The sequence below is a fragment of the Actinoplanes sandaracinus genome, assembly GCF_030009775.1.
Lineage (GTDB): Bacteria > Actinomycetota > Actinomycetes > Mycobacteriales > Micromonosporaceae > Actinoplanes > Actinoplanes sandaracinus.
On record NZ_JASCTH010000001.1, the window covers coordinates 388096 to 413740 of the forward strand.

A 25645-nucleotide genomic window follows, 5' to 3' on the forward strand; every position below is an offset into this window, starting at 1 on the left:
ACATTCTCGGCATGACTACCGCTACCGCCCCGGTCAAACGGGACCGCACCCACTACCTGTACCTGGCGGTCATCGTGGCCGTCCTCCTCGGCATCGCCGTCGGCCTGATCGTGCCGGACGTGGCGGTCGAGCTGGAGCCCATCGGCAAGGGCTTCGTCAACCTGATCAAGATGATGATCAGCCCCGTCATCTTCTGCACGATCGTCCTGGGCGTCGGCTCCATCCGCCAGGCGGCCAAGGTCGGCAAGGTCGGCGGCATGGCCCTCGGGTACTTCATGACGATGTCCACCATCGCCCTGGCGATCGGCCTCGTCGTCGGCAACCTCGTCAACCCCGGCGCCGGCATGCAACTGGACGCCTCGGTCGCCGCGGCCGGGCAGAAGGCGGTGGGCACGGAACCGGCCAAGAGCACCGCCGAGTTCCTGCTCAGCATCATCCCCACCACCCTCGTCTCCCCGTTGACCTCCGGCAACGTACTGCAGACCCTGCTCGTGGCGCTGCTCGCCGGGTTCGCCCTGCAGACGCTGGGCGACAAGTCGGAGCCGGTGCTGCGTGCCATCGGGACGTTCCAGCGGCTGGTCTTCCGGATCCTGGCGATGCTGATGTGGCTGGCCCCGATCGGCGCGTTCGGCGCGATCGCCGCGGTCGTCGGCAAGACCGGCGTGGATGCGCTGATCAGCCTCGCCCAGATCATGCTCGGTTTCTACGTCACCTGCGCGATCTTCGTCTTCGTCATCCTGGGCGCGCTGCTCTGGCTGGTCGCCCGGATCAACATTCTGAGCCTGCTGAAGTACCTGGGCCGGGAGTTCCTGCTGATCGTGTCGACGTCGTCGTCGGAGTCGGCGCTGCCGCGGCTGATCGCCAAGATGGAGCATGTCGGGGTGAGCCGGCCGGTGGTGGGCATCACGGTGCCGACCGGGTACTCGTTCAACCTGGACGGGACGGCCATCTACCTGACCATGGCGTCGCTGTTCGTGGCGCAGGCGATGGGCGACCCGTTGACGATCGGTGAGCAGATCTCGCTGCTCCTGTTCATGATCATCGCTTCGAAGGGCGCGGCCGGGGTCACCGGCGCCGGGCTGGCCACGCTCGCCGGCGGCCTGCAGAGCCACCGCCCCGACCTGGTCGACGGCGTCGGCCTGATCGTCGGCATCGACCGCTTCATGTCCGAGGCGCGGGCGCTGACCAACTTCGCCGGCAACGCGGTCGCCACGGTTCTGATCGGCACGTGGACCAAGGAGTTCGATCGCGAGCGGGCCAAGCTGGTCCTCGCCGGCGGTGACCCGTTCGACGAGGAGACCATGCTCGACGACGACCACGGCACCCCGTCGGCCAAGCCGGAACGCGCGCCGGAGCCGGCCGTCTAGACCGGATCCGGTGGCGCGTCAGGGCTGTCTCAACGGGCGTTGAGGCAGCCCTGACGCGTCGCCCGAGAAGATCCGGCCGGCTGTCAGCGCGCCTGCGTGCGGACCCGACGGCCGATCACCCCGGCGCCGATGCGGGACCAGGTCTGGTCGAGGTACGCCGCGCTGGGCGCCGAGACATGGCAGACGCTGGTTGATACGGCGACGCGTGAGCCGGCCGGGTGGACGGACACGTGTGCGGGCCGTGACAGCGGGCGTGCCAGCGCGATGTGCGGACCGTGCCAGCGTGGCCCGGCAGTCTCCGGGACATGACGACCGAGGATCTGGTGGTGCGCGCCGAGGGGCTGCGCAAACGGTTCGGGAAGACACAGGCGCTCGACGGCGTGGACCTGTCGATGCGCCGCGGCACCGTGCTGGGAGTGCTGGGGCCGAACGGCGCCGGGAAGACGACCGCTGTCCGGGTCCTGGCGACCCTGCTGCGCCCGGACTCCGGCAGCGCCTTCGTGGCCGGGGTCGACGTGTTGAGGAACCCGCGAGAAGTGCGCCGGCGCGTCGGGCTGACCGGCCAGTACGCGTCCGTGGACGAGGACCTGACCGGCGTACAGAATCTGGTGCTGATCGGGCGTCTCCTGGATCTGAGCGGGAGGGACGCGCGGCGCCGGGCCGGCGAGCTGCTGGAGTGGTTCGATCTGACGGAGGCCGCGCAGCGGCCGGCGAAGACGTACTCGGGTGGCATGCGCCGCCGCCTGGACCTGGCGGCGAGCCTCGTCGGCCGCCCCGAGGTGATCTTCCTGGACGAGCCGACCACCGGCCTCGACCCGGCCAAGCGCGAGGACATGTGGGGCGTCGTCCGCACCCAGGTCACCAGCGGCGCGAGCGTGCTGCTGACCACGCAGTACCTGGAGGAGGCGGACGCGCTCGCCGACGAGATCGTGGTCGTCGACCACGGCCGGGTGATCGCGCACGACACCCCCGACGGGCTCAAGCGGCGCGTCGGAGGGCAGACGCTGCGGGTCCGCCCGTCCGACCCGTCCCGCCTGCCGGACGTGCTGCGCCTGCTCGACGCGGTGGCCGCGCGAGGCACATCGGCGAGCCTGGACGAGGCCGCCGGATCCCGGCCGGGCGCGGCGTCGGTGCCGGTGACCGGTGACGAGGCGCTGGGCGGGCTGATCCCGGCGCTACGGGCCGACCGGATCGAAGTGACCGAGCTGGCGCTGCACCTGCCCAGCCTGGACGAGGTCTTCCACTCCCTGACCGGCCGCCGGAAGGCCGACGACCTGCCGGACGGCACGAGAGCCGGCGACCTGCCGGGCCCCGCGAAAGCTGAGGAAATGGTATGAGCACGATGACCCTGACACCCGTCACCCGCCCCGCCGGTGGCGGCGTCACCGCCCTCGGCCGGCACTCCCTCGCCCTGGCCCAGCGCAGCCTGATCAAGACCACGCGCACGCCCGAGGCGCTGATCGACGTCACCATCCAGCCGGTGATCTTCCTGCTGCTGTTCACCTATCTGTTCGGCGGCGCCATCGCGGACGGCAACCGTCACGCGTACCTGCAGTTCCTGTTACCCGGCATGCTGGCGCAGTCGGTGGCCATGGGCGGGATGGCGCTCGGGCAGAACCTCAACGCCGACATCGAGAAAGGCGTCTTCGACCGGTTCCGTTCGCTGCCGATCTCCCGGGCCGCACCCTTGGTCGGCGCGGTGCTGGCGGACGTCGTCCGATACCTGACCGTGTGCGTCGTGATGCTCGGCTTCGGCACGATCGTCATGGGTTTCCGGGTCGAGACCGGTGTGGTTCCGACCCTGGCCGCGGTGGCCCTGTCGATCGCCTTCGGCCTCTGCTTCTGCTGGATCTCGGTCTGGGTGGGCATGCTCGCCCGCAGCTCCGGAGCGGTCCAGGGCATCATGTTCCTGCTGGTGCTGCCGCTGTCCTTCGGCAGCGACGTGTACGTGCGGACCGACACGCTGCCCGAGGTCGTGCAGTCGTTCGTGGCGGTCAACCCGATCACGCCGCTGGTCGCGACGATCCGCGGGCTGCTGACCGGCGGGCCGGTCGCCGGGCCTCTGACGACCACGCTGATCTGGATGGCCGGGCTGCTGGCGGTGTTCGTGCCGCTGGCGCTGCGGGCCTACGCGCGCCGCGCGTAACGCCTTCAGGACGGCAGGGCGAGCCGCGCGGGGTCGACGAGACGCCGCGCGGCCGCCGATTCGGCGGTCCAGCCGGCGGCGTACGCCTGCCCGAACGCCTCCTCCCCCAGCGCCGACCTGGCCTGCGCGGCCACCGCCGCCACGTTGAGGTCGGTGTGATCGTGCGATCCCCGCAGCCGGGACGCCGCGCCGAGCAGCAGCGCCGCGTCGCGCGGCCGCCCGCGCAGGGCGGCGAGCCCACCGGCGTTGACCGCTACCATGGCCAGGATCGGCATGTCGCCGGTCTGGAGGGCGGCCGGATAGGCGATCGCGAGCGCCTTCTCCGCGGACTCCGCGTCGCCGTGGCGCAAGGCCAGCAAAGCCCGGATGCTGTGGACGATGGCACAGCCGTGGTCGCCGCCCATCAACGGGAACCCGTCGCGGTCCGGCCCCAGCCCGCCGGCCGCGCGGGTGATCAACTCGTGGGCCCGGTCGAGGTCGCCCAGCCACACCAGCGTGCCCGCCTCCAGGGCGTCCATCAGCAGCAGCATCTCCCGGATCCCGGACCGGCTGGCGCGGGCCCGGGCCGCGGCGAGCGCGGCGGTGGCCTCATCCGGCTCGCCGCGGCGCATGTGCAGGTCGGCCCAGCGCATGTCGATGAAGATCTCGTCGGCGATGTCCAGCGAGCCGAACTCCCGGGCGAAGCCGCGTGCGGCTCTGAGGTCGGCGAGGGCGCCGTCGAGGTCGCCGTCGTACTGCCGGGTCAGGGCGCGCAACGGCAGCACGGTGGCCTGCCCCCACCGGTCGCCGAGCGCGCGGAACCCGTCGAGCGCCGCGGCCACGTCCCGGCCGAGCTGGTCGAGGTCGCCGTTGTTCTCGGCGATCTGGGCGCGGAACAGGTGGGCCAGCGCGGACATCCAGGGGTCCGGCCCGTCGACGAACTGATCGATCCGGCGCGCGGCGAGGTCGCTCTCGCCGGCGTGGTGCAGAACCACGGCGGAGATGACGCCGGCCGGGCCGGGCAGCGTCCGATGCCCGGCGAGCCGGTGGGCGAGCTCGCGGAGCCGCTCGGTGCGCCGCTCGGCGGTCTCGCTCCGCAGGCCCGGCTCGCCGGCGGTGTGGTTGATGACCAGCACCGCCTCGGCGCAGTCGGCCACCGCCGGGTCCACGTGGCCGGGGACGGCGAGCGCGGCGCGCAGCCAGTACGCCGCGTCGGCGGTCCGGCCGAGCATCTGCCAGTACCAGCACAGCTCCATGGCGAGCGAGACCGCGGCCGGCGCGTCTCCGGCATCGCAGAGGTGGCGCAGGGCGGCGAGCACGTTGTCGTACTCGGCGCGCAGCGCCCGCAGCGCGCCGACCTGTTCGGCGGTGCGCAGCCGCGCGTCGTGGTCGGTGACCAGCGCGGCCATGTGCCGGGCGGCCAGGTCCCGGACGTCGTCGAGGACACCCTGCTCGGTGAGGCGTTCGATGCCGTACTCACGCAGGGTCTCCAGCATGCGGTACCGGCCGCCGGCCGGCACGAGCTGCAGCAGCGACCGGTCGACCAGGGCGGCGAGCAGGTCCGGAACCGACCCGGCGGCGACCGGGGTCCCGGCGGTCACCGCGGCCGCCGACGACGCGGTGACGCCACCGGGCAGGACGGCCACCCGTTCGGCCAGGATCCGCTCGTCGTCGGCGAGCAGGTTCCAACTCCAGGCGATCACCGCGCGCAGTGTGCGGTGCCGAGGCTGGGCGGTGCGGCTGCCGGTGGTGAGCAGCCGGAACCGGTCGGAGAGCCGGTCCGCCAGCTCGGACAGGCCCAGCGTGCGCAGCCGGGCGGCGGCCAGTTCCAGCGCCAGCGGCAGGCCGTCCAGGGCGCGGACGATCCGCACCACCTCGGCGACCGTGCCGTCGTCGACCGCGAAGCCGGGCCGCACGGCCGCCGCGCGCTCGGCGAACAGCCGCACCGCCGGGGCCCGGATCGCGTCGGACGGGGTGTCACCGGCCTCCGGCAGGCCGAGAGGACCGAGCGGCACGAGCGACTCGCCGTCGATCGCCAGCGGCTCCCGGCTGGTGGCCAGCACCCGCAACAGCGGGCAGCGCACGAGCAGCGCGCTGAGCAGGTGCGCGACCGCGTCCACCAGGTGTTCGCAGTTGTCGACGACGAGCAGGATCTCCCGCCCGTACAGCCGGTCGGCGATCACGTCGAGGTCACCGCGGCCGTCCGGGCGGACCCGGCCGGCGTTCTCGAACAGCGCCGAACCGCGCAGTCCCGCGGACGCCACCACCGCCGCGCCCACCTTGGCGGGCTCGGTCACCGACGCGAGATCGACCAGCCAGACGCCGTCGCGGAAGTCACCGGCACGCCGGCGCGCGGCTTCCACCGCGAGCCGCGTCTTCCCGGCCCCGCCCGGCCCCAGCACGGTCACCAGTCGCCCGGTGGCCAGCAGCGCGTCGATCCGGGTGAGGTCGTCGGCCCGGCCGACGAAACTGGTCAGCGCGGCGGGCAGGTTGTTCGACGGCGGCGGCCTGTCCTCGCTCGCGGGCGGAACGACCGGAGACCCCGGCGGTGACACGGCCGGGGCACCGCGCAACAGCCGCAGGTGCCGCTTCCGCAATGCCGCGCCCGGGTCGGCGCCCAGCCGGTCGGCGAGATGCTCCCGGATCCGCTCGTAGACGGCCAGCGCGTCGGCCTGCCGCCCCTGCCCGTCGAGCGCGTCGATCAGCAGCGCCGCGAGCCGCTCGTCGACCGGATGCTCGGCGAGCAGTCCGGTCAGCCGGGCGGCGGCCTGCCCGGGCTCGCCCATCGCCAGTTCGGCCTCGGCCAGGTCGGCGGCGGCCTGCACGACCGTCTGCGTGAGCCGGGTGGCATAGGCGGGCGCGATCTCGGCCAACTCGGCGGCGACCGGCCCGCGCACCAGGCCGGCGGCCTCGCCGAGCGGCCCGGCGGCGCCGGCGGGGTCGCCGGCCCGCAGTCGTTCCCGACCGGCCGCGGCGAGCCGCTCGAACAGGCCGGCGTCCACGTCACCAGGCTCGACGGCCAGGCGGTACCCACCCTCGGTCTGGGTGACGGTGTCGCCGCCGCCGAGCAGCCGCCGGAGCCGGGAGATCAACGACTGCAGGGCGTTGGCCGGGTCGGCCGGGCGCTCGTCCGGCCAGAGCGCGTCGGCGAGCAGGCCCGGCGGGACGGGGCGGCCACCGGCGACGGCCAGGCGGGCGAGCAGGCCGCGCAGGCGGGTGCCGGGCACCGGCACGCCGGTGTCGCCCCGCCGCACCCGCAGCTCCCCGAGCAGAGCGACCCGCAGCCGCTCGGTGTCCACGCTCACGCCACGATCCTCCCCCGTGGGCGCCACCCGGCCCAAATCGGTTTCGGCCGGCTGTCCGCGCTGGATCCGCCGCCGGTGGAACAGCCCTGACGGCCGGCCGGGGCCGAGGCTCGCCGGGCTCAGTTCTCCGCGGCGTAGGCCTCGACCTTGGCGGTGTCCCCGGCGACGATCAGGACGGCGTTCTCCGGGACGGTGGTCTCCGGCCGGGCGTACACGAAGTCCTCGCCGGGCCGTTTGGTGCCGACCACCGTGACCCCCCATTTGGTGCGCAACCCTAGGTCGGCGAGGGTGCGCCCGGCGGCGCCGTGCGGCGCGCGGACCTTGGCGATGGCGAAGCCGTCGTCGAACTCGATGTAGTCGAGCATCCGGCCGCTGATCAGGTGGGCGACCCGCTCGCCCATCTCGGACTCGGGGAACACCACGTGGTCGGCGCCGACCGACGACAGGATCTTGCCGTGTTTGACGCTGGTGGCCTTGGCCCAGATCTCCGGCACACCGATCTCGGCGAGGGTGAGCACGGTCAGGACGCTGGTCTCCAGGTTGGTGCCGATGCCGACGACGGCGCGCCCGAACTCGTGCACGCCGAGCTGGCGCAACGCCTCCTCGTCGGTGGAGTCGGCCTCGGCGACCTGGGTGAGCCGGTCCGACCAGTCCTGCACGATCCGCGGATCGGAGTCGACGCCGAGCACCTCGTACCCGAGATCCAGCAGCGCCTCGGCCACCGCGCCGCCGAACCGGCCGAGGCCGATCACCGCGACGTGTCCGCCGTGGGAAGGTCTGTCGTCAGCCAACGAGGGGTCTCTCCTCCGGATAGCGGTAGTGCCGGCGGCGGGTGTTCAGCGCGATCGCGGTGCCGACCGCGATGGTGCCGACGCGGCCGACGAACATCAGCACGACCAGGACGAGTTGCGCCGCGGGCGGAAGGCTGGGCGTGATGCCGGTGCTCAGCCCGACCGTCGCGAACGCCGACGTGACCTCGAACAGGGCCCGGTCGAACGGGATGCCGTCGGTCAGCGCGTCCAGGGCGACGGTACCGGTCGCGACCAGCGCGACGCCCATCAGGGCCACGGTCACGGCCTGCCGCTGGGTGGTCTCGGCGATGCGGCGTTTGCGGATCACCACATCGGGCTCGCCGCGGATCTCCGCCCAGATCACGTAGGCCAGCAGCATGAACGTGGTCAGTTTGATGCCGCCGGCGGTGCTGGCGCTGCCACCGCCGATGAACATCAGCCCGTTGGTCACGGCGATCGTCTCGCTGTTCATCCGGCCCAGGTCGACACTGTTGAAACCGCCGGACCGGGTCATCACGTCCTGGGTGAACGCGGCGAGGATCTTGCCCGGCGTGCTCAGCGGGCCCAGCGTGCCCGGGTTGCGCCACTCGAACACCAGAAAGATCAGAAATCCCACGGCCGTGAACAACAGGCTTCCGGTCACCGTCAGCCAGGTGTGGGTCGACCAACATCCGGGGGTACGCCACTCGCGTGCCAACTCGAACAGGACCGGGAAGCCGATCGAGCCCGCCATCACGCCGAACGCCAGGGGCAGGCAGATCCACGGGTCGGTGACGAACCGGACCAGGCTGTCCGGGTAGAGGGCGAATCCGGCGTTGTTGAACGCCTGGACCGCGTGGAAGACCGCCTCCCACAGGGCGCGGCCGAACGAGTAGTCGTACCCGAGCCAGAACCGCCACGTGAGCACGACGGCGATGGCGCTCTCGAACGCCAGCATGACCATCGCCACCCGGAAGAGGATGCCGCGCAGGTTGGCGCCGAACAGTCCGGCGCTCTCGGTCTGCGCCAGCAGCCGGCTGCGCAGGCCCAGCCGGCGCGACACCAGCAGGCTGAGCAGGGTGGCCATGGTCACGATGCCGAATCCGCCGATCTGCGACATCACGGTCAGCAGCACATGGCCGAAGGTCGACCAGTAGGACGGCGTGTCCACCACCGCCAGGCCGGTGACGCAGACCGCGGAGGCGGCGGTGAACAGCGCGGTGACGAACGGCGCATGGCCGGGGTCGGCGCGGGCCGCCGGCAGCATCATCAGCCCGGTCCCGATAACGATCAGGCCAAGAAATGCGAGCGGCACGACACGGGCCGGATGCCGCAAGGGTGATCGCACCGCTGAGTCATATCACCCGTCGGACCTCTTCAAACGTTGAGGGCCCCGTGTTCGATCAAGGCCCACGCCGCGGCCGCGAAGGCGCCGGCGCACGTGATCGTGCGCACCAGGTTCCACCGCACCCACGGTGTGAAGAAATCGGCCCGCTGCGCGGCCGGATCGGCCAGGTCCGCGGGGTCGCCGGCGTCGTTCAGCCGGTTGTTCAGGGGGATGTTCACGGCGAACGTGACGGCCAGGGTCACGCCGTAGAGCATCAGGGCTCCCAGCAGCGGAAAGGCCACAGCGGGACGGTCGATGCTGAGGACGGCGGCGACCGCCGTCGAGACCAGCGCACCGACGAAGATCATGCCGAACAGCGGGTTCAGGATGGCGATGTTGATGTTCCGCATGGCGTCGACTGCGGCACGGTCTTCGGCCCGGCGCAGGCCCGGCATCACCGAGCCGGCGAACGCGTAGAACAGCCCGGCCATCAGCCCGAGCGTGACGACACTGAGCAGCAGGACGGCGGTGCGCACCGGCTCTCCCGATCGACTGGTTTCGGTTGACGGGGCGGGCCCGCCCCGTGCCGCGACGGTACGATGTGCGGACAACCGCGGACCCACCGCCACCCCGGCGGGCGGCAATGCGACGGTTGACACGTTGCGGTTGGTAACCGGATTTCATCAACTCCGGTTATCCTCCTCCGCCGGGGAGGACAACATGAAACTCGTACGAGGTATCGTCGCCGGCGTCATGGTCGCCGCGCTCGGTGCCGGGCTCGTCGCGTGTGGGCCGATCGGCGCGCTCCATTCGCGGCCGGTCGAGGTCGGTGGTGAGTCGGAGGCCTCGCTGGAGGGGTCCGTCGGCTTCAGCATTCCGTTCGGCGGCGGCAAGGGCGACGTCAACGTGTCGTTCGCGCGGGAGCCGCTGCCCGCCGACAGGCCGGCTCCGCCCGGGGTCGTTCTGGTCGGCGACATGATCAAGCTCGACATCGAGGGTGAGGTCGTCCGCGGCCGGATCAGCATCGACTACGGCGAACTGCCCGCCGGGGTGCGGCCGGAGCTGCTGAACATCTACGCCTGGTCCACCGAGCTGGGCGACTGGGTCGCGCTGTCCGGCAGCGTCACCGACGCGGTCGAGCGTGCCGTCTGGGCCGACACCGTCCTGCTCGACAGCTTCGCGCTGGGCACGTGGCAGGTCGCGTCGGGCGCCGCCGGTGACACCATCACGACCGGCACCGGCATGACCCTCCCGATCAAGCCGGACACCGTCCGGCACTACTGGCTGTACACCCGGGCGGCCGCCGTCTCCTCTCTGGCGAGCACCCTGGAGCACCTGACCGGCGCGCCGGAGACCATGGCGTGCGACCCGAAAGCGGCGAACGTGACCGTCAGCGCCGTCTCCAGCCCGGCCGGACGGGTCGACGCCTGCGTGCTCACCGAAGCCGGCAAGCAGCTGGTGCGCGTCCGCAACCGGTTCCCCTTCCCGATGGTTCTGCAGCTGCCGAAGGACGGCCGGGTCCGCCCGGTGGTGGACACCACCGCGGCCGCCGGCGCCCCGGACACCTTCGACGGAATCCGCAACACCGTTCTGACCTACCTGAACGGCTCGGTGGCGGTCGGCGGCGGCCAGACCGTCACCCTGGAGGTCCAGCCCGGCACGGGCGGCCCGGTGCAGCTCACCGGGCGCCTGGACTGGTCGGCGATCGCTCTGGACTCCGGCCTGCGCCAGCTCGAACTGCTGGTGCCCACCAGCGGGGCGCTGCGCCCGGCCACCGCCGAGGCGCTGATCCAGGCGCACGGCGAGTTCGGGGCGGCGGCCGTGAAGGATCTGGCCCGGGGCGAGGTCGGCACGCCGGCCGTCCAGGCGCTGCTCCAGAAGGCCGGGTTGTCGGAGTCCGCCCACAGCGTCGGTGACGTGTTCGAGTACAGCTCGTGTGTGCTGGAGCGCCTCCCGACCGTCGCCGGCGCCGACCGGGACGTGCTGGGCGGTGTGAAGACGGCCGGGCCGACCGTCACGCTGGTCGTCACCGACTGCCTCAACGCGATCCTCGACAGGTACCTCCCGGCCGGAAACGGCGCGTCCGGGTCGCTGCTGGACGTCCTTAAGACGACCACCGCGACGGTCCACGAGGCGATCCCGAAGGCCGACCGCAAGACTCCGGCCGGACCGGTCACGGTCACCGTCACTGCTCGCTGACGCCACCCGCACGCCGTACGCCCCGGCCTCGTCCCGCAACGGACGAAGCCGGGGCGTTCGCGTGGTGGGGCCGCTCGCGCCGAGAGGTATCCAACCCATACCTCTCGGCGCGGCGCGGTCGGGTCAGTACGCTCCGAACGTGTCGTGGGTGATGTAGGTGCCGGTCGGCGGGGTGACCGCGCTCCGGTTGGCGAAGGTCTTCTCCCATTGCGCCACGGTGCCGTCGGCGTTCTTCACGATGTACTGGAACTCGACGTAGGTGTTCGGCGGCAACTCGACGCTGCCGGTCCAGTTCGGGAAGGTGCCGCTGGTGGTGTTCAGCGGCACGGCGGCGGCGGGGTTCCAGGAACCCAGCGCGGGGATGCTGCCGACGACGTAGACACGCTGGCCCCAGGCGGTGAAGCCCGCGGTCACGTTGAACGTCGCGACGACGGGCGCGACGCGCAGGGTGCTGACATCGCTGACGGCGACCTCGGTGCTGACGGGGGTGGCGGCCAGGGCCGGACCGGCGACGCCCAGGGCACCGGCGATCAGGGTGGTGGCGACGACTCCGGCGCGGACTGCGTTACGCATGACGTTCCTCTCGAAAGAACCTGAAAGATTCAGCAAGTTCTTGCTGAACCGGGCTCCACATTGGCCGGATAGCCATCGAAACTCAAGAGAATTTGTCCGATTTCGCGAGTCAGGAACAGTTCGCCTGCAATGCCTGCAGACTCCTGAACTGCATAAATATTTCACCACTACGCCACAATTCCCTGCTACCGAAATCGCCAAGTATTGAAACTTCTTGCAATGACGGCGACGGATCAGGGAAGGATGGCGCGGAGTTCGGCGATGTGTTTGACGCGTTCGGCCCGGGTCGGGGCCAGCGGCGACGCCAGCAGGGTGGTCACGCCGGCGGCGGCCAGGGCGTCGAGGCGGCGGCGGATCTCGTCACGGTGTCCCACCAGCGACGTGGCGGCGACCAGATCGTCCGGGACGGCGGCGACGGCCTCGGCTCGCCGCCCGCTCAGGTACAGCTCCTGAATGCGGGTGGCCTCGTCGGCGTAGCCGTACCGGCGCACCAGATCGTTGGAGAAGTTGCGGCCGCGGGCGCCCATGCCGCCCAGGTAGAGAGCGAGTTGCGCGCGGTGCCGCTGCAGCAGGGCGGGCTCCGGGGCGGCCAGGACGAAGGGCACGGGCACACTCACGTCCAGCGGCCCGAGATCGGGCGAACGCCGTGCCAGCCCGTCGGCGAGCGCGTCGGCGAAGACACGGGCGGAGGCGCGCGGGTCCAGCCACAGCGCCTGCCATCCGTCGGCGATCTCGGCGGCCAGAGCGACGTTGCGGGGGCCCATGGCGGCCAGCAGCACCGGGATCCGCTCCCGGACCGGGTGGTTGATCAGTTTGAGCGGTTTGCCGTACTCGCCCGGCAGGGGGATCCGGTAGTGCGATCCTTCGAACACCAGCGTCTCGCGGCGCCAGACGCGGCGGCAGATCTCGACGATCTCGCGGGTGCGGGCGACCGGCGCGTCGTAGCGCACACCGTGGAAGCCCTCGATCACCTGCGGACCGGAGGCGCCGAGGCCCAGGCTGAACCGGCCGCCGGACACGTAGTCGAGTCCGGCGGCGGTCATCGCGGTCAGCGTTGGAGTGCGAGTGTAGAGCTGCATCACACCGGAGGCCAGACCCATCCGCCGGGTTCTCGCGGCGAGATATCCGAGCTGGCTGACCGCGTCGAAGCTGTAGGCCTCGGGCACCACGACCAGGTCCGCGCCGGCCTCCTCGAACTCGGCGACCTCGTCGACGGCCTCGGCGAACCCCTCGCCGCTGTAACCGAGCTGAATCCCGAGCCGCATGGTCAGTCGTTGACGATCACTTGGCGGATCACGTCGCCGCTGCCCAGAGCGACCAGCGCCTCGTCCACCTGGTCCAGGCGGAGCCGACGGCTGATCATGCCCTCGATGTCGAGGCGGCCGGCCCGCCACAGCGCCAGCAGGCGCGGGAAGTCGCGGTGCGGCTCGGCCGAGCCGTAGAGCGACGGCAGGATCCGCTTGCCCTCGAAGAGCAGCTCGAACGGGCTGAACTCGACCTGGTCCTCGGCGCGGCCGGCGCCGACGACGATCACGGCGCCGCCGCGGCGGCAGGCGGTCCAGGCGGTGCGCAGCGTCTGCGGTACGGCCACCACGTCGAAAGCGTGGTCGAAGCCCTCCGGAACCACCTCCATCTGCAGGTCGCTCAGCTCGTCGGGGCCGGCCGTGTGGGTGGCGCCGAACCGCCGGGCCAGCTCGTGCCGAGCGGGCACCGTGTCGACGGCGACGATGACGGCCGCCCCGGCGAGCCGGGCGCCCTGGATCGCGGCGATGCCGACCCCGCCGCAGCCGATCACCACGACGGTGTCGCCGGGCCGCACCTGGGCCGTGTTGATCACCGCGCCGACACCGGTGGTGACGCCGCAGCCGATCAGGGCGGCCACCTCGTACGGCACGTCGTCGTCGATCCGCACGGCGCCGGCCCGGGGCACCACCATCTCCTCGGCGAACGAGCCGCACCCGGCCATGCCGAAGACGGGCAGATCGCCGGCGCTGAACCGGGGCATCACGTAGCCGGCCATCACGTGCGTCATGCACAGGTAGGGCTCGTTGCGCCGGCAGTGCGTGCAGGCGCCGCAGGCGGGCAGCCAGTTGACCGCGACCCGGTCGCCGGGTGCGAGATCGTCGACGCCGTCGCCGATCTCGATGACGTCGCCGGCGGCCTCGTGGCCGAGCACCGCGGGCACGGGCTGGGGCAGGCCGCCCCGCATGGCGGACAGGTCGGAGTGGCAGACGCCGGAGGCGCGGACCCGCAGGCGCACCTCGCCGGGGCCTGGACCGATGACGGTGACGTCGTCGCGGAGGTCGAGTTTCTCGTCCCCGATCGTGTGCAGCACGGCCGCGCGCATACCGGTACCCCCTCAAAAGTAGAACGCGTTCTACGCTAACCACGCGGGGTGCACCAAGCAAGCGTTTGGTGACGGGACATAATCGGCCGGTGACGAATGCGAAAAGCCCGTCCGAGCGGCGCGCGCATCTGGTTCGGCTGGCCGGGGACCTCTTCGCCGAGAAGGGGTTCCGGGCCACCACGGTGCGGGAGATCGCCGACGCCGCCGGGATCCTGTCCGGAAGCCTCTACCACCACTTCGACTCCAAGGAGTCGATCGGGGACGAGATCCTCAGCGCCTTCCTCGAAGACGTCCTGGCTGGTTACCGGGAAGCGATACGGGAGACGGCCGACCCTCGGACCGCGATCGAGCAGATCGTCCGGTCCAGCACCGCCACGCTGGGCCGGCACCGCGCCGCGCTGACGATGCTGCAGAACGACTGGAACTACTTCAGCGGGCAGCCCCGGTTCGCGTACCTGCGCACCGCCATGAAGGAGATCGAGCAGACCTGGATCGACCAGTTGGAGCGCGGCAAACAGACCGGGCAGTTCCGGGCCGACCTGGACGCGCGCCTGACCTACCGGCTGCTCCGCGACATCCTCTGGCTGCCCACCTCGTGGCGGCCCTCGGCGACCTGGAGCACCGAGCAGATCGTCGACGGTCTGCTCCGACTCCTTTTCGACGGCATCACGGTGCCGTAGCCTCCCAAGCAAGCGCTTGGTCTCCGCCGGTTGTCCACTCGGCCGGCCGGAGAAACCCTGCACCGGGAGGACGCGATGGGGCGGCTGGACGGCAAGGTTGCACTGATCACCGGCGGGGCGCGCGGCATGGGCAAGGCCCACGCCCGGCACTTCGCCGCCGAGGGGGCACGCGTGGTCATCGGCGACGTGCTCGACGACAAGGGCCGGGCGGTCGCCGACGGCCTCGGCGCCGACAGATGCCGATTCGTGCACCACGACGTGACCAGCGAGGACGACTGGTCGGCGGCCGTCGAGGCGACCGTCGCGGCGTTCGGCCGGGTCGACGTGCTGGTCAACAACGCGGGCATCCTGCGGCACGCGCCCGTCACCGAGATGGACGCGGCCGAGTTCCGGCAGGTCATCGAGGTGAACCTGGTCGGCACGTGGCTCGGCATCCGCCAGGTGGCGCCCGCGATGGTCAGCGTCGGCGGCGGCTCGATCGTCAACATCTCGTCCATCGAAGGATTCGCCGGGGCGGCCGGGCTCTCCGCGTACAGCGCCAGCAAGTTCGGCGTCCGCGGCCTCACCCGGTCGGCCGCGCAGGAACTGGGGCCGCTCGGGATCCGGGTCAACTCGGTGCACCCCGGTGGCGTGATGACGTCGATGGCGCTCGCCGCGGCACAGACCATGACCGGCGTCGACCCCGGCGGGTTCCTGAAATCGCTGCCGATCGCGCGGTTCGCCGAACCGGTGGAGATCTCCCGGCTGGTCGCGTTCCTCGCCTCCGACGAGGCGTCCTACACGACCGGCGCCGAGTTCCTCGCCGACGGCGGCCTGCTCAGCGGCCCGGGGTACTGATCATGGGAAGCCTGGACGGGCGGGTCGCGATCGTGACCGGGGCCGGGCAGGGGCTCGGGGCGGCCGAAGCCCGCGCTCTCGCCGCCGCGGGAGCGCGGGTGGTCCTCAACGATCTTCCCGGGCCCGCGCTGGACGCGGTCGTCGAGCGGATCCGGGCCGCGGGCGGCGAGGCCGCCGCCTGCCCCGGCGACGTCGCCGACTGGGCGGGCGGCGAAGCCCTGGTCACGACCGCCGTCGAGCGTTTCGGCGGCCTCGACATCCTGGTCAACAACGCCGGCGTGCTGCGCGACCGGATGGTCTTCTCGATGTCCGAACAGGAGTGGGACACCGTCATCCGGGTCCACCTGCGCGGCCACTTCGTGACCACCCGGTTCGCCACCGCCTACTGGCGCGACCGCAGCAAGGCCGACGGCCGCCCGGCCTACGCCCGGATCGTCAACACCGCCTCCGAGGCGTTCCTGCTCGGCTCGGCCGGGCAGCCCAACTACGCGGCCGCCAAGGGCGGCATCGTCTCACTCACCCTCGCCACCGCCCGCGGATGCGCGAGATACGGGGTACGGGCTAACGCGATCTGTCCACGAGCACGCACCGCCATGACCGGCGACCTGATGGGCCCCGCCCCCGACGGGCCCGACCCGATGGCGCCGGAACGGGTCGCCCCGCTGGTCGTGCACCTCGCCGGGCCGGCCGGCGAACGGATCACCGGCGAGGTGTTCGTGGTGCACAGCGACGTGGTCGCGGTCCTCGGGCCGCCCACCGTGCGGGCGGCCTTCCACGCGGCGACCGGCCACTGGACGGCGGCCGAACTCGACGCGGCGCTGGGCACCCTGTTCGCCGAGGAGCCGCCCCGGCCCGGATTCGTCTGCGAGGAGACACTCCCTCTGGCGGCGGCCACCTTCGGCGAGCCGTCATGAACCATCGGGAGACGGTCACGATGACACCCGGCGAAGTGGGGGCGCTTCTGGCGTACGCCCGGAAGGTCCAGATCGCCACCATCAACCCGGACGGGACGCCGCACCTGGTGACCATGTTCTTCGGTCTGGCCGGAGGCCGGATCGCGTTCTGGACCTACCGGACCTCGCAGAAGGCTCGCAACCTGGCCCGCGACCGGCGGCTGACCTGCCTCGTCGAGGACGGCGAGGACTACTTCGCCCTGCGCGGCGCCCAGGTCAACGGCGTGGTCGAACCGATCGACGATCTGGCCGGCGTCACGGAGGTGGGTCGCCTGATCGCCGCGCGGATGCCGGACGTGCCGCCGGACGCCCTCGACGCGTACGTCACGCACGCCGCCCGGAAGCGGACCGCCTACCTGGTCGAACCGGTGCGGGTGGCCAGCTGGGACCACCGCAAGCTCCTGCCCTGAGAAAGGGAGCCGTCGCGGTGCCCGGGACGCCGTTCTCCACCGAGGACGACGCGGCCCTCAAGCCCGCGTACGAATCGGCGGAGAACTCCCTGACGGCCGGCCCCGGAAACGGTCATAGACTGATCGCCGGCCGATCGAGGAACGGGGAGGACCGTCGTGGCAGCTACACCCGCGGGCCGGCCCCGTGACCCCGAGGTCGACGAGCGGATCACCCGCGCGGCGGCCGAGGTCTACGGCGCCGAGGGCTGGGCGCGGTTCTCCGTCGACGCCGTCGCCCGCCGTGCGGGCGTCGGCAAGGCCTCGATCTACCTCCGGTGGCCCAACAAGGAGGCGTTGCTGGCGGCCGCGCTCGCCACCCGCCTCGCCGGCGTCCGGGACATCGACACCGGTTCGGTACGCGACGACCTCGTCGCCCTGGCCGGTCAGGTGCTGCACGCCTTCCTCGACGAGTCCGGCGGGGCGATGCTGCGGCTGATGCTCGAGGTGGAGAGCCTCCCGGCCGGGCAGGAACACCTCGACCGGTTCCTGCAGTCCCAGGCGGCGGCCGCCCGGGCGATCGTGCACCGCGGCATCGACCGGGGGCAGCTCAGCGGGGACACCAGCGTGACCCTGCTGCTGAACACGATCAGCGGGGGCGCTCTCAACCACGCCCTGACCACTCCGGCCCGGTTGCGGGCCAAGGTCGCGGCCGGCGCCGACCGCTACGCCGAGGAACTGGTCGACTTCGTGCTGGCCTCGGTCACCGTTCCCAGTTGACGCCGGCGGGCTGCGGTCACCGGTCCAGGCTGACGGCGGCGACCAGGCGCGGGTTGCCGTCCGGGCCGGGCCGGTAGGCCAGGTCGCCGGAGCGAACCAGCAACTCGACGTGCGCGGCGGTCTCGGCGACCGCGCCGACGAGCATCGGCCCGATTTCGGCCCACGGCCGAGACCAGGTCAGAGCGCTCGCCACCTCCCAGATCGTCGCGGAGCCCAGCCGGTCGACGGCGGCCATGATCTCCCGGCACCGCTCCCGGTGGTGCTGGTCGAGCTCGGCGGCCCGCGCCGCGATGCCACGGAACCGCCACTCGTGGCCGGGCAGCGCCTCGCAGTCGTCATAGGCGGCGACCTTCTCCAGCGACTCCAGGTATCGCCCGAGCGGGTCGTCGCCACCGCTGATCTGCAGACCGATGTTGGGGCTGATCCGGGGCAGCACATGGTCGCCGGTGAGGAGCATCTGCGCGTCGGCGTCCAGCAGGCACAGGTGGCCGGGGGTGTGCCCGGGTGTCCAGATCGCCCGCAGACGGCGACCGGCCAGCGGAACCAGGTCGCCGTCGTCGAGCATCACGTCCGCGTCGGCGAGCGGAGCGAACAGCACGTCGACCGCGGCGCCGAAGACGCCCAGCAGGCCGGCGATCTCGGCTTCCGGCACGTGCAGGTCACGCAGGAAGCCGCTCAGCGCCACGCTCGGCTCGGCGGCGCGGTCCCGCAGCATCGACTCCCGCTCGGCCGGGTGCATGGCCACCCAGGCGCCGGAGGCGTCCCGCAGGCGGGCGGTGAGGCCGTGGTGGTCGGGGTGCACGTGGGTGAGCACCACGCCGGTCACGTCGGCGGCGGTCGCTCCCGCGACCGCCAGGCCGGCTGCCAGGGCGTCCCAGCCGCGGTCGCTGTCCCAGCCGGGGTCGACCACGACCAGCCCGTCGTCGCCGGGGATCAGATAGCTCAACGTGTAGCGGAGCGGGTTCTTCGGGATCGGCACCGGAACGGACACCACGCCACCGGCGAGCTTCTCCACCGGCGGCATGGTCTTGGCCTGCCAGGAGGCCTGCTGCACGTTCATCCCGAACCCCTTTCCTAGACGGAAGCCGTCTAGGAAAGCGACGATATCGTGAACGCCACCCGTTCAGCAATCACCCACCCCAGCCGTAGCCCACGCACCCCGAACCGCCGCCGCGACACGCCCGGCGACGGCTGAGGGCTGGCGTCACAGTCGGGCAGGGGTGGGGTGGGCGGCTACATCATCTCCTCGGTGGTGGGGATGAGGACCGTCTTGAGTTCGGTGTAGGCCTCGATGGAGGTGCGCCCACCCTCACGGCCCAGCCCGGACTGGCCGAAGCCACCGAAGGCCGCATGCGGTTCGAGCTGGTAGCCGTTGACGCCGACGGTGCCGGCCCGGACCGCTTTGGTCAGGCGCATGGCCCGCTTCACGTCGCTGGTCCAGACCGTGGCTGCCAGGCCGTACGTGGTGTCGTTGGCGAGGCGGACCGCCTCGTCCTCCTCGGTGAACGGGACGACGGCCAGGACCGGACCGAAGATCTCCTCGCGGGCGATGGTGGCGTCGTTCGTGACGTCGGCGAAGAGGGTGGGCTGGACGAAGTTGCCGGCCGCGAGTTCGCCGTCGGGGCGGCCGCCGCCACAGACGAGGCGGGCGCCCTCGGTGCGGCCGCTCTCGATGTAGCCGAGGACCCGGTTCAGCTGCCGCTCGTTGATCAGCGGCGAGGCGGTGGTCTCCGGGTGGAACGGGTCGCCGTAGGTGACCAGGGCAGCCATGCCCTCGGCGATGGCGAGGAACTCGTCGTAGACGTCGCGGTGCACCAGGGCGCGGGTGTGCGCGACGCAGGCCTGGCCGGACAGGCCCATGGTGACGGTGCCCATCGTGGTGGCGGCGGCCGCGTAGACGTCGGCGTCCGGGAAGACCAGGGACGGGCTCTTGCCGCCGAGTTCGAGGCTGGTGCGCTTGATGCCGTTCGCGGCGGCGGCGAGCACCTTGCGGCCGACGCCGCGGCTGCCGGTGAAGGTGATCTTGTCGACCAGCGGATGGTTGATCAGGGCGTCGCCGGTGGACTCGCCGGGGCCGGTGACCACGTTGAGGACGCCCGGCGGCAGGCCGGCCTCCTCGAGGATGCGCACCAGGCGCAGCGCGGAGAAGGTGGCGTACTCGGACGGCTTGAGCACCACGGTGCAGCCCATGGCCAGGGCGGGGGCGAGTTTCTGGGCGGCCAGCAGCAGCGGGCCGTTCCACGGGATGACCGCCGCGACCACACCGATCGGCTCCCGCAGGGTAAGCACCAGGTGGTCGCCGCCCTGATAGCCGGGAAGGGTCTCGCCACCGAGTTTGTCGATCCAGCCGGCGTGGTGGTCGAAGACGTCGGCGACGCACTCGACCGACATCGCGTACGTCTCCCCGAAGCTCACCGGCACCCCGTTGTCCAGGGCGACCAGGGTCTGCAGCTCGTCGGCGTGAGCGCGGATCCCGTCGGCGATCCGGCGCAGCACCCGGATGCGCTCCTTGGCGCGGGCGCGCGGCCACGGGCCCTCGTCGAAGGCGGTGCGCGCGGCCCGCACGGCGGCGTCCACATCGGCGGCGGTGGCGATGGCGAACGTGCCGACCTCTTCAGCGGTGGCGGGGTGATGGTGGCTCCAGGTGCGCCCGTCGGCGGCCGGGCGCCACCCGCCGTCGATCAGCAGCTCACCGCCGGCCAGGCCGACCTCGTCACGCTTCGCCTTGATCGACAGCACCATGGCGCACCTCCAGGAAATTGGAACGCGTTCTATTTCTGCGCACGGTACGCCGTGTCCCGGAGGTCCGCCAGATATGCCGGCCACTCGCCGCCGCCGTGCACGGCCAGGGACGCGCCGCTGATGTAGCCGGCGAGCGGGGAGGCGAGCAGCAGACAGGCGCTGGCCACCTCCTCGGCGGCGGCGGGGCGGCCCATCGGCACGGTGCGGGAGACCAGCTCCGGGGTCACCGCGGAGGCGACCGGGCCGACGACGAGGCTGTTCACCCGCACCCTCGGCGCCCATTCGGCGGCGAGACTGGTGGCGAGGTGGTGCAAGCCCGCCTTGGCGGCGCCGTAGGCGGCGGTGCCCGGCGACGGCCGGGTGCCGCTGACACTGCCGATCATGAGGATCACCCCGCCGGTGGCCTGCTCACGCATGACCGCGTTGGCCGCCTGCGAGACGTGCAGCGGAGCGATCAGGTTCAGCTCGATGACCTTGGCGTGCAGTCGTGGCGACGCTGACGCGGCGGGCGCCTCGGGGCCGCCGCCGGCATTGTTGATCAGCACATCGAGCCGCCCGAACCGGTCGGCCGCGGTCTTGATCAGCATCGCGGCCTGGGCCGGGTCGCGCACGTCGGCCCGCACCACGCCGGCGTCCGTGCCGGAGGCGGTGCGGCCGCACACCAGGACGTCGGCGCCGGCCGCCCGGAACGCCCGGGCGATGCTGGCGCCGATGCCGCGGGTGCCGCCGGTGACCACCACGGCCCGGCCGGCGAAGTCGAGAGGGTCCATACCCGTCGATGCTAGCCACCCAAGCAAGCGCTAGGTTAGCCTCGCAGTCGTGGCGATTGAAGTGCGGCACGGCGCGGTCACCGAGGTGGTGATCGATTTTCCTCCGGTCAACGCGGTGCCGGCGGCCGGCTGGCATGCCCTCGCCGAGGCCGTCACCACGGCCGGGGCCGATCCCGAGACCCGGGCGGTGGTGCTCGCCGCCGACGGCCGCGGCTTCTGCGCCGGAGTCGACATCAAGGAGATGCAGCGCACGGCCGGCCACGAGGCGCTGCTCGCCGCCAACCGGGGCTGCGCGGCGGCGTTCGCGGCGGTGTACGACTGCCCGGTCCCGGTGATCGCCGCCGTGCAGGGGTTCTGCCTCGGCGGCGGGGTGGGCCTGGCCGGCAACGCCGACCTGGTGGTGGCCTCCGACGACGCCACCTTCGGGCTGCCCGAGGTCGACCGCGGGGCGCTCGGCGCGGCCACCCACCTGGCCCGGTTGGTCCCCCACCAGTTGATGCGGACGATGGTCTACACCTGCCGACCGGTCACGGCGTGGGAGCTGCACCGGTTCGGCACGGTCCTCGAGGTGGTCCCGCGCGCCGGGCTGCGGCGGGCCGCGCGCCGGGTGGCCGGTGAGATCGCGGCCAAGGATCCGGTGGTCATCCGCCGGGCCAAGGAGTCGCTGAACGGGATCGACCCGATCGACGTGAAGCGCTCCTACCGGTTCGAGCAGGGCTTCACCTTCGAGCTCAACCTCAACGGCGCCGGCGATCGCGCCCGCCAGAGATTCGTGGACGGCGGCTGAGAAGGGAGGGCGGCCAGTGGACAGGGTCGTCAGCATCGAGGACGTGGCCGGTGAGATCCGCGACGGCATGACGGTCGGGATCGGCGGGTGGGGGTCGCGCCGCAAGCCGATGGCCCTGGTCCGGGCGATCGCGCGGTCCGGCCGCAAGGATTTGACGCTGGTCACCTACGGCGGGCCGGACGTCGGCGTCCTCGTCGCCGCCGGCTGTGTCCGCCGGGTGGTCACCGGGTTCGTGTCGCTGGACAGCATTCCGCTCGAGCCGCACTTCCGGCGGGCCCGCAGTGCCGGCACGGTTCTCCTGACCGAGTACGACGAGGGAATGCTCTACTGGGGGCTCCTCGCGGCCGCGAACCGGCTGCCGTTCCTGCCGATCCGCGCCGGCCTCGGCTCCGATGTCCTGCGTGTGAACCCGGAGCTGCGGACGGTCCGCTCCCCCTATGCCGACGGCACCGAGCTGGTCGCCATGCCCGCGATCACGCTCGACGTCGCGATCGTGCACCTGAACCGGGCCGACGCCCACGGCAACGGGCGATACCTCGGCCCCGACCCGTACTTCGACGACCTGTTCTGCCTGGCCGCGAAACGCCGGTTCGTCACCTGCGAGCGGATCGTCAGCACCGCGGCTCTCATCGAGTCGGGCCCGCCACAGACCCTGCTGGTCAACCGGTCGATGGTGGACGGCGTGGTGGAGACCCCGCACGGCGCCCACTTCACCAGCTGTGTCCCCGACTACGACCGGGACGAGGCCTTCCAGCGCGAGTACGCGACCACCGACTGGGAGACGTTCCGGACCCGCTATCTCGACGGCGACGAGGCCGGCTATCAGAAGGCGGTAGCCCGGTGACCGGCCCGGCGACCCGGGCGGAGACCTGCGTGGTGGCGTGCGCCGAGGCGTGGCGTGGCGACGGCGCGGTCCTGGCGAGCTTCGCGGGCCTGATCCCCCAGCTCGCCGCCCGGCTGGCCCAGCTCACCTTCGCCCCCGATCTGCTGGTCAGCGACGGTGAGGCCACCCTGCTGCGGGACGGGCAGGTGGAGGGCTGGCTGCCGTACCGGTCGGTGTTCGCGATGGTCGCGGCCGGCACCCGGCACATGATGATGGGCGCGAGTCAGCTCGACCGCCTCGGCAACCAGAACATCTCCTGCGTCGGCCCCTGGGAACGGCCGAAATCTCAGCTCCTGGGCGTGCGCGGCGCTCCCGGCAACACGGTCAACCACCCGGTCAGCTACTGGATCCCCCGGCACTCGCCGCGGGTCTTCGTCGAGCGCGTCGACATGGTGTCGGGCGTCGGCCACGATCGCGGCGCCCACGAGATCCGCCTGGTCGTCACCGACCTCGCCGTCCTCGACTTCGCGACCCCCGACCGGTCGATGAGGCTGCGCTCGGTGCATCCCGGCGTCACGGTGGACGAGGTCGTCGCCGCCACCGGCTTCGCCCTGAGCATCCCCGATGACGTGCCGGAGACCCGCGAGCCGTCCGCCGACGAGCGGCGACTGATCCGCGAACACCTGGATCCGCGGGGCCTGCGGGAACGGGAGATCGCATGAGGACCGCGCTCACCGAGCTGCTCGGCTGCCGGCACCCGATCGTGCAGACCGGGATGGGCTACGTCGCCGGCGCCCGGCTGGTCTCCGCGGTCGCCGAGGCGGGCGGGTTCGGCATCGTCGCGTCGGCGACCATGAGCCTCGATCAGCTCCGCGACACGATCCACGAGATCAAGAGCAACACCGCGAATCCCTTCGGCGTCAACGTACGGGCGGACGCGCCCGACGCGGCGGCCCGCATCGACCTGCTGGTCCGGGAGAACGTCCGGCTCGCCTCGTTCGCTCTCGCCCCGGACCGGGACCTGATCCGCCGGTGCGCCGACGGCGGAGTGCTGACCATGCCGTCGGTCGGTGCGCTCCGGCACGCCGAGAAGGTCGCCGGGTGGGGTGTGGACGCGGTGCTGGTGCAGGGCGGGGAGGGCGGCGGCCACACCGGGCCGGTGCCCACCATCCTGCTGCTGCCGCAGGTGGTGGACGCGGTGGACATTCCGGTGGTGGCGGCCGGCGGGTTCTTCGACGGGCGCGGGCTGCTGGCCGCCCTCGCCTATGGTGCGGCCGGCATCGCGATGGGCACCCGGTTCCTGCTCACGTCGGACAGTCCGGTCGGGGTACGGGTGAAGCAGCTCTACCTCGACGCCCCGGTGACCGGGACCGTGGTCACCACCAGCGTGGACGGGGTGCCGCACCGGGTGCTGCGTACGCCGTACATCGAAGGTCTCGAAAGATCGGGAAGGGTGAGCGCGCTGCTGCGGGCGACCCGGCACGCCGTCGCGTTCCGGCGTCTCGCCGGGCTCTCCTGGCCGGAGCTGGCGCGGGCCGGGCGGGCCGCGCGGCACGGACGGCGGATGAGCTGGGCGCAGACGCTGATGGCGGCGGGCACGCCGGTGCTGTTGCGCACGGCGATGGTGGACGGGCGGCCGGAGTTCGGGGTGATGTCCGCCGGCCAGGTCGCCGGGCTGATCGACGACCTGCCGTCGTGCGCCGAGCTGATCACCCGGATCATGAAAGAGGCCGATGAGGGGCTGGACCGGCTCACAGCCGTTCGATGATCGTCACGTTGGCCTGGCCGCCGCCCTCGCACATGGTCTGCAGACCGTACCGCCCGCCGCATCGTTCCAGCTCGTGCAGCAGGCCGACCATGAGCCGGGCGCCGGTTGCCCCGAGCGGGTGGCCGAGCGCGATCGCCCCGCCGTTGACGTTGACGCGTGCCGGGTCGGCGCCGGTCTCCCGCAGCCAGGCCAGCACGACGCTGGCGAAAGCCTCGTTGACCTCGAAACGGTCGATGTCGTCGACGGTGAGCCCGGTCCTGCGCAGGGCGTACGCGGTCGCCGGGATCGGCGCGGTGAGCATGAGCACCGGGTCGTCGCCGCGCGCCGAGACGTGGTGGATCCGCGCGCGAGGGCGGAATCCGTGGTCGCGGACCGCGCGGTCGTTGGCGATCAGCAGGGCGGCGGCGCCGTCGGCGATCTGGCTGGCCACGGCCGCGGTGGTGACCCCGCCGTCGCGCAGCGGCCGCAGCGCGGCCATCTTGGCGGCGCTGGTGTCCCGGCGCGGGCATTCGTCGCTTCCGGAACCGGCGATCTCGGTCGCGAACCTCTGCCCGTCGACCGCCCGGACGGCCTTCTCGTGGCTGCCCAGCGCGAACCGCTCCAGTTCCTCGCGGGTCAGGGACCACTTGGCGGCGATGTCGTCGGCGCTGCGGAACTGGGAGACCTCCTGGTCCTTGTACCGGTTCGCCCAGCCGTCGCTGCCCTGGTAGGGCCCGTCCGGAGCCATCGCGCTGCCGATCGGCACCCGGCTCATGTTCTGCACTCCCCCGGCCACGATCAGGTCGGCCGTGCCGCTCATCACCGCCTGGGCGGCGAAGTGCACGGCCTGCTGGGACGACCCGCACTGCCGGTCCACGGTCACGCCGGGAACGTGTTCTGGAAGCCCCGCCGCCAGCCACGCCGTCCGGGCGATGTCGCCGGACTGGGGGCCGACCGTGTCGACGCAGCCGAAGACGACGTCGTCGACGGCGGCCGGGTCGGCCCCGGCGCGGTCGAGCAGCTCTGTGATCACGCCCGCGCCCAGATCAGCCGGATGCACGGCGGCGAACGCGCCGCCGCGGCGACCGACCGGGGTACGCACCGCGCCGACCAGATAGGCCTCCACT

General features: G+C 72.2%; 24 protein-coding genes. 13 read left to right on the forward strand and 11 right to left on the reverse strand.

The annotated features are described in order from the left end of the window. Nucleotides 1–11 precede the first annotated feature (11 nt). From QLQ12_RS01825 to QLQ12_RS01835, 3 genes are all read left to right on the forward strand, one after another. The gene (locus tag QLQ12_RS01825; protein WP_282756692.1) at nt 12–1367 is read left to right on the forward strand and encodes a cation:dicarboxylate symporter family transporter; all 1356 of its coding nucleotides are present in this window, start codon (nt 12–14) and stop codon (nt 1365–1367) included. Nucleotides 1368–1672: 305 nt separating this feature from the next. Beyond that, on the forward strand, nt 1673–2704 hold the full coding sequence (locus tag QLQ12_RS01830) for an ATP-binding cassette domain-containing protein (RefSeq protein WP_282756693.1): 1032 nt from the start codon (nt 1673–1675) through the stop codon (nt 2702–2704). Continuing rightward, entirely contained in the window at nt 2701–3513 is an 813-nt protein-coding gene (locus tag QLQ12_RS01835) for an ABC transporter permease (RefSeq protein WP_282756695.1), read from the forward strand. The genes QLQ12_RS01830 and QLQ12_RS01835 overlap by 4 nt, the downstream gene beginning before the upstream one ends. A gap of 5 nt (nt 3514–3518) precedes the next feature. On the opposite strand, the gene QLQ12_RS01840 is transcribed toward QLQ12_RS01835, so the two are convergent. The 4 genes from QLQ12_RS01840 to QLQ12_RS01855 form a co-directional block, all read right to left on the reverse strand. Then, nucleotides 3519–6797 carry an AfsR/SARP family transcriptional regulator gene (locus QLQ12_RS01840; protein WP_282756697.1) on the reverse strand — a complete coding sequence of 1093 codons (3279 nt, stop codon included), beginning with the start codon at nt 6795–6797 and terminating at the stop codon, nt 3519–3521. A 119-nt stretch (nt 6798–6916) separates the two neighbouring features. Beyond that, entirely contained in the window at nt 6917–7588 is a 672-nt protein-coding gene (locus QLQ12_RS01845) for a potassium channel family protein (RefSeq protein WP_282756705.1), read from the reverse strand. Continuing rightward, the gene (locus QLQ12_RS01850) at nt 7581–8915 is read right to left on the reverse strand and encodes a TrkH family potassium uptake protein (RefSeq protein ID WP_282756707.1); all 1335 of its coding nucleotides are present in this window, start codon (nt 8913–8915) and stop codon (nt 7581–7583) included. Before QLQ12_RS01850 ends, QLQ12_RS01845 begins: the two co-directional genes overlap by 8 nt. A 29-nt stretch (nt 8916–8944) precedes the next feature. After that, entirely contained in the window at nt 8945–9430 is a 486-nt protein-coding gene (locus tag QLQ12_RS01855; protein WP_282756709.1) for an anthrone oxygenase family protein, read from the reverse strand. Between the two features lie 184 nt (nt 9431–9614). On the opposite strand from QLQ12_RS01855, the gene QLQ12_RS01860 reads away from it, so the two are divergent. After that, on the forward strand, nt 9615–11093 hold the full coding sequence (locus tag QLQ12_RS01860; protein WP_282756710.1) for a hypothetical protein: 1479 nt from the start codon (nt 9615–9617) through the stop codon (nt 11091–11093). 123 nt (nt 11094–11216) lie between these two features. On the opposite strand, the gene QLQ12_RS01865 is transcribed toward QLQ12_RS01860, so the two are convergent. The 3 genes from QLQ12_RS01865 to QLQ12_RS01875 form a co-directional block, all read right to left on the reverse strand. After that, entirely contained in the window at nt 11217–11666 is a 450-nt protein-coding gene (locus tag QLQ12_RS01865; RefSeq protein ID WP_282756712.1) for a CBM20 domain-containing protein, read from the reverse strand. Between the two features lie 233 nt (nt 11667–11899). Next, nucleotides 11900–12931 (reverse strand): LLM class F420-dependent oxidoreductase, encoded by a 1032-nt coding sequence (locus QLQ12_RS01870; protein WP_282756714.1) that lies wholly within the window; start codon nt 12929–12931, stop codon nt 11900–11902. A 2-nt stretch (nt 12932–12933) separates the two neighbouring features. Further along, entirely contained in the window at nt 12934–14013 is a 1080-nt protein-coding gene (locus tag QLQ12_RS01875) for a Zn-dependent alcohol dehydrogenase (protein ID WP_282756715.1), read from the reverse strand. An 89-nt stretch (nt 14014–14102) separates the two neighbouring features. Between QLQ12_RS01875 and QLQ12_RS01880 the strand changes: the two genes are divergently transcribed. The 5 genes from QLQ12_RS01880 (at nt 14103) to QLQ12_RS01900 (ending at nt 17649) form a co-directional block, all read left to right on the forward strand. Next, nucleotides 14103–14693 carry a TetR/AcrR family transcriptional regulator gene (locus QLQ12_RS01880; protein WP_282756716.1) on the forward strand — a complete coding sequence of 197 codons (591 nt, stop codon included), beginning with the start codon at nt 14103–14105 and terminating at the stop codon, nt 14691–14693. A gap of 75 nt (nt 14694–14768) precedes the next feature. Beyond that, on the forward strand, nt 14769–15530 hold the full coding sequence (locus QLQ12_RS01885) for a glucose 1-dehydrogenase (protein WP_282756904.1): 762 nt from the start codon (nt 14769–14771) through the stop codon (nt 15528–15530). Nucleotides 15531–15532: 2 nt separating this feature from the next. Further along, complete coding sequence (locus tag QLQ12_RS01890) at nt 15533–16444, forward strand: SDR family NAD(P)-dependent oxidoreductase (protein WP_282756718.1); 912 nt, start codon at nt 15533–15535, stop codon at nt 16442–16444. Further along, a complete protein-coding gene (locus QLQ12_RS01895; RefSeq protein ID WP_282756720.1) occupies nt 16441–16893 on the forward strand; it encodes a pyridoxamine 5'-phosphate oxidase family protein in 453 nt (150 codons plus the stop codon). Before QLQ12_RS01890 ends, QLQ12_RS01895 begins: the two co-directional genes overlap by 4 nt. A gap of 156 nt (nt 16894–17049) precedes the next feature. Continuing rightward, nucleotides 17050–17649, forward strand: a complete 600-nt coding sequence (locus tag QLQ12_RS01900; RefSeq protein WP_282756722.1) for a TetR/AcrR family transcriptional regulator — start codon at nt 17050–17052, stop codon at nt 17647–17649. A gap of 16 nt (nt 17650–17665) precedes the next feature. Here the strand turns inward: QLQ12_RS01900 and QLQ12_RS01905 are convergent, their stop codons facing one another. The 3 genes from QLQ12_RS01905 to QLQ12_RS01915 form a co-directional block, all read right to left on the reverse strand. Next, nucleotides 17666–18709, reverse strand: coding sequence for an MBL fold metallo-hydrolase (locus tag QLQ12_RS01905; RefSeq protein ID WP_282756724.1), 1044 nt, complete (start codon nt 18707–18709; stop codon nt 17666–17668). Nucleotides 18710–18882: 173 nt separating this feature from the next. Next, nucleotides 18883–20391: an aldehyde dehydrogenase family protein gene (locus QLQ12_RS01910; RefSeq protein WP_282756726.1), complete on the reverse strand. Its 1509-nt coding sequence runs from the start codon at nt 20389–20391 to the stop codon at nt 18883–18885. Nucleotides 20392–20420: 29 nt separating this feature from the next. Then, a complete protein-coding gene (locus QLQ12_RS01915; RefSeq protein ID WP_282756728.1) occupies nt 20421–21161 on the reverse strand; it encodes an SDR family oxidoreductase in 741 nt (246 codons plus the stop codon). A gap of 49 nt (nt 21162–21210) precedes the next feature. Between QLQ12_RS01915 and QLQ12_RS01920 the strand changes: the two genes are divergently transcribed. Genes QLQ12_RS01920 through QLQ12_RS01935 form a run of 4 tightly spaced genes read left to right on the forward strand, consistent with a single transcriptional unit; the run spans nt 21211 to nt 24539 of the window. Beyond that, nucleotides 21211–21948, forward strand: coding sequence for an enoyl-CoA hydratase family protein (locus QLQ12_RS01920; RefSeq protein ID WP_282756729.1), 738 nt, complete (start codon nt 21211–21213; stop codon nt 21946–21948). Between the two features lie 16 nt (nt 21949–21964). Further along, a complete protein-coding gene (locus QLQ12_RS01925) occupies nt 21965–22792 on the forward strand; it encodes a CoA transferase subunit A (protein ID WP_282756731.1) in 828 nt (275 codons plus the stop codon). After that, nucleotides 22789–23493, forward strand: a complete 705-nt coding sequence (locus QLQ12_RS01930) for a CoA-transferase subunit beta (RefSeq protein WP_282756732.1) — start codon at nt 22789–22791, stop codon at nt 23491–23493. Before QLQ12_RS01925 ends, QLQ12_RS01930 begins: the two co-directional genes overlap by 4 nt. Next, nucleotides 23490–24539: an NAD(P)H-dependent flavin oxidoreductase gene (locus tag QLQ12_RS01935; RefSeq protein ID WP_282756734.1), complete on the forward strand. Its 1050-nt coding sequence runs from the start codon at nt 23490–23492 to the stop codon at nt 24537–24539. Before QLQ12_RS01930 ends, QLQ12_RS01935 begins: the two co-directional genes overlap by 4 nt. On the opposite strand, the gene QLQ12_RS01940 is transcribed toward QLQ12_RS01935, so the two are convergent. Next, entirely contained in the window at nt 24523–25644 is a 1122-nt protein-coding gene (locus tag QLQ12_RS01940; protein ID WP_282756736.1) for an acetyl-CoA C-acetyltransferase, read from the reverse strand. The two genes, QLQ12_RS01935 and QLQ12_RS01940, sit on opposite strands and share 17 nt — an antisense overlap. Nucleotide 25645: the final 1 nt, after the last annotated feature.